Below are 3,603 nucleotides of genomic sequence, written 5' to 3' on the forward strand. Positions count from 1 at the left end.
CACCGACCCATCATCGAAATCTCCGTCGATGGCCGCTTTACCTAGACGGAATCACGGTTCGCCCTTCTCCTCAAGACAGTTCTGCAACAAAATCGGCCATCAGCGACCCTTCTTAGGACGATTTGAATAAATCGCGATTGGGCCGCGACGGCTGGCACAGAGAATGTGAGCGGCTCGGGCCTGGGGCCCCGCGTTCCAGGCATGGACGCCCCTCATAGGGAGGGGAATGACGAAGTTCGACAAACGGTCAGGTCTCGCTGCGCATCGCTCGTGGTACTCATCATCCCCCGGTTAGATCAGCCTGCGGTCCTCTTCACGGGCGTGTTCAGTAGTTGCTGTTCCCACAGGAAGGCGATGCCGCTGCCGGCGGCATGCTGCACAAGCAGCTCCGAAAGTTCGGCGGCATGCTCCGTCCGGGCCCAGTCGCGCTGCCACTCTGAAGCCACTGCCAGCCAGGTCATCATGTTCGCGCCGGCCGCGATCATGCGCTGGACGGCGACCTCGTGGGCCTCGACCGAAGTGCCGCCGGACGCATCGGTGACAACCGTCACGTCCCAACCTTCGCCGAGCGCCTGGATCGTCGGCATCGCAACGCAAATCTCGGTCCATAGGCCGGCGATGATGAGCTGCTTGCGGCCGGTGGCCTTGACCGCGTTGACCACCTTTCGATCTTGCCAGGTGTTGATGAACGTCCGGTCGATCACCTCCTGATCGGGGAACACATCCGTAATCTGGGGGAAGATGAGACCGCCGCGATCGGCGATCACGCTCGTCAGGATGGTAGGAACGCCGAACGCTTTCGCGGCCTTCGCCAGTGCCGCCGAATTGTTGACCACGATATGGGGATCGTGGCTGTTCAGATTTGCAAGCTGGTAAGGCTGATGGTCGATCAGAACGAGCACCGAATCTTCAGGGCGAAGAAGCGAAGAAAGCCCATTACGAAAGCTCATGAATATATCCTCTTTTATGGTCAGACATGCGCCGACTGCGGCGCCGTGCCCAGACACTTGTCATTCCTATTAGTGATACGATAGCACCCTATTCTGCCAAGCTGTGTCGCAAAGTGGGGAACGCCGAGTTGGACATTGAAGACGTGACTACATTCGTCGAGGTTGCCGATGCTGGGGGCATTTCGGCCGCCGCGCGCCGGCTCGGCGTCTCGAAGTCGATTGTCAGCCGGCGGCTACTCCGGCTTGAAACGGAGCTGGGTGTCCAGCTTCTTGCAAGAACCACCCGTGGCGCCGCTCTCACAGAAGCCGGCGTCACGTTTCGAAGCCATGCAGCCATAGTCCGCGCCGAGATCGACGCGGCCAAGGAAATCATCCGGCCCGCGGGCGATCTTCGCGGCCGCCTACGAATTTCTGTGCCGCTTACTTTCGGCCCGACCCACTTCGCTCCCATACTCGCAGAAATGGCGCGACGTCACCCGCAGCTTCACATTCACACTGCCTACAGCGATCGCTTCGTCGATATCATTGCCGAGGGATTCGATTGCGCCATTCGGGTTGGCTATCTTCAAGACTCTAACCTTATCGCGAGACGTGTCGGGCCGATCTACGGGAGACTTGTCGCGAGCCCGGACTATATCAAGGCGCACGGTGCCCCGGAGACGCTGGACGAACTCATCGCCCATGAAGCCCTGATGCAAGGGACCGAAGCCTGGCAATTCATGGATGGAGACGACCTCGTCACGGTTCATCCCAGGGGGCGCTTCAAGGCGGACAACGGCACAGCTCTCGCCGTCGCCGCCGCAGCAGGGCTCGGCGTCGCTTGGCTCCCCGATTGCGTGATCCATGAATACGTGGCATCGGGCGCACTTGTTCCGGTCATGACACGCCATCCACCACCTTCGGCAGGTGCATACGTCGTTCGCCCGCCGGGCCAACATCCCTCACGAAAGGTACAGGCGCTTACAGAATTGTTGATCGAGCGTCTGGAAGAAAATCCGCCCCTTGCGTGAGCCGCCCCTGCCCGGATGATCCATCGAGTCGCGAAGAGAGACGTATGCCAGCCGGTCTAAATCGCGATGAGATTAGGATGAATCGTCACCATTCGCAGGGGCGAAGCCGGGCGATACTACGGGAAACACCGTGGGAGTTCGCGATGACCGCAGCAAACCGACGAGAAGCCGAAACGGAAGACGACGCGGCGGATAAATCCGGACCTCGACGCATGCTGAGTGAAAAGCAAGTCTTAGAGATCATCCCGGTCGGCCGCACCACGCTTTACCGGATGGAAAAGGCCGGCCGATTTCCGCGATCGACCTACATCAGCCCGAACCGGCGTGTCTGGTTCGAGGACGAAATCGTCGCTTGGCAGAAGAGGCGGTTGACGAATTCGACCCGTGCCGGGGACGAGGCAAAGGTCGGCGCCATCCTGCTCCAGACTGATAAAGAGCATCATGTCCGGAGCTATCGCCGAAAGTTGGTGACGGCGGGAATCGGGAAGGCGGCATATCGTGGGGGTGCTTGACGCCTCCACTTCTCCACCGAAGGAGCGATATGCCGTGTCCAACGATAACGTCATCCAGCTGATTCAGCCAGGAATCTTCGACGATCAACTCACAGAAGTCTTGCGCAACGGGCACGTGCCCTTCTCGCCAAGGCGGTCGAAGCCGAGGTCGCGGACTTTCTCGGCCAGCATGCCGATTTGAAGACCCAGGACGGCCACCAGCGCGTCGTCCGCCACGGCCACCTGCCGAAGCGCGAGGTGATGACCGGTATCGGTCCGGTCGCCGTCCGCCAGCCGCGTGTACGCGATCGCGAGGCGCCGGCTGCCGATCCTGGCCGCATCCGGTTCTCGCCGTCGATCCTGCCGCCCTACATGCGCCGCTCGAAGTCGATCGAGACGCTGCTGCCGATCCTTTACCTGAAGGGGATTTCGACTGGCGACTTCTCCGAGGCGCTGGCGGCGCTGCTTGGCAAGGATGCTGCCGGATTGTCGGCATCCTCCATCGGCCGACTGAAGGACGGCTGGCTCGACGAGCACGCCGCGTGGCAGAAGCGCGATCTGTCGGCCAAGCGCTACGTCTACATCTGGGCTGATGGCATCCATCTCGAAGCGCGGCTCGAAGACGAAAAGCAGTGCATCCTCGTGCTGATCGGCGCGACGCCGGAAGGCCGCAAGGAACTGGTCGGCTTCACCGATGGCGCCCGCGAGAGCGCGCACGACTGGCGCAATCTGCTGCTCGATCTGAAGCGGCGCGGGCTCGACGTGGCCCCGCAGCTCGTCATCGCCGATGGCGCACTCGGGTTCTGGAAGGCTGCCGGCGAGGTCTGGCCGAAAACGCGCGAGCAGCGCTGCTGGGTGCACAAGACCGCCAACGTGCTCGCCAGGCTGCCGAAGAGCCAGCAGCCGAAAGCCAAACGCGCGTTGCAGGAGATCTGGATGGCCGAAACCAAGGCCACAGCCGAGCTGGCGTTCGACGCCTTCATCGAGAGCTACGCGCCCAAATACGCGAAGGCGGCCGACTGCCTGCGCAAGGATCGAGACACGCTGCTGGCTTTCTACGACTTCCCGGCAGAGCATTGGAAACACCTGCGCACCACGGATGAGATGGACAAGCGATTTTTTCATTATCGAGATGACGCTTGCTGGAAATCG

The 3,603-nt window shown here is 61.3% G+C and carries 3 protein-coding genes and 1 pseudogene; 3 read left to right on the forward strand and 1 reads right to left on the reverse strand.

Translation table 11 applies throughout. The features are described 5' to 3' along the window. Window positions 1-296: 296 nt before the first annotated feature. On the reverse strand, window positions 297-950 hold the full coding sequence (locus tag IVA82_RS23000) for a hydrolase (RefSeq protein ID WP_247386711.1): 654 nt from the start codon (window positions 948-950) through the stop codon (window positions 297-299). A gap of 128 nt (window positions 951-1,078) precedes the next feature. Between IVA82_RS23000 and IVA82_RS23005 the strand changes: the two genes are divergently transcribed. The 3 genes and pseudogenes from IVA82_RS23005 to IVA82_RS23015 all read left to right on the forward strand — a co-directional run. Further along, on the forward strand, window positions 1,079-1,960 hold the full coding sequence (locus tag IVA82_RS23005; RefSeq protein WP_247386709.1) for a LysR family transcriptional regulator: 882 nt from the start codon (window positions 1,079-1,081) through the stop codon (window positions 1,958-1,960). A 143-nt stretch (window positions 1,961-2,103) separates the two neighbouring features. Continuing rightward, window positions 2,104-2,472, forward strand: coding sequence for an AlpA family phage regulatory protein (locus IVA82_RS23010; protein ID WP_247386707.1), 369 nt, complete (start codon window positions 2,104-2,106; stop codon window positions 2,470-2,472). 34 nt (window positions 2,473-2,506) lie between these two features. Next, window positions 2,507-3,603: pseudogene (locus IVA82_RS23015) on the forward strand (IS256 family transposase); the annotation flags it as partial.

It is taken from the genome of Bradyrhizobium sp. 142 (assembly GCF_023074015.1).
Taxonomy (GTDB): domain Bacteria; phylum Pseudomonadota; class Alphaproteobacteria; order Rhizobiales; family Xanthobacteraceae; genus Bradyrhizobium.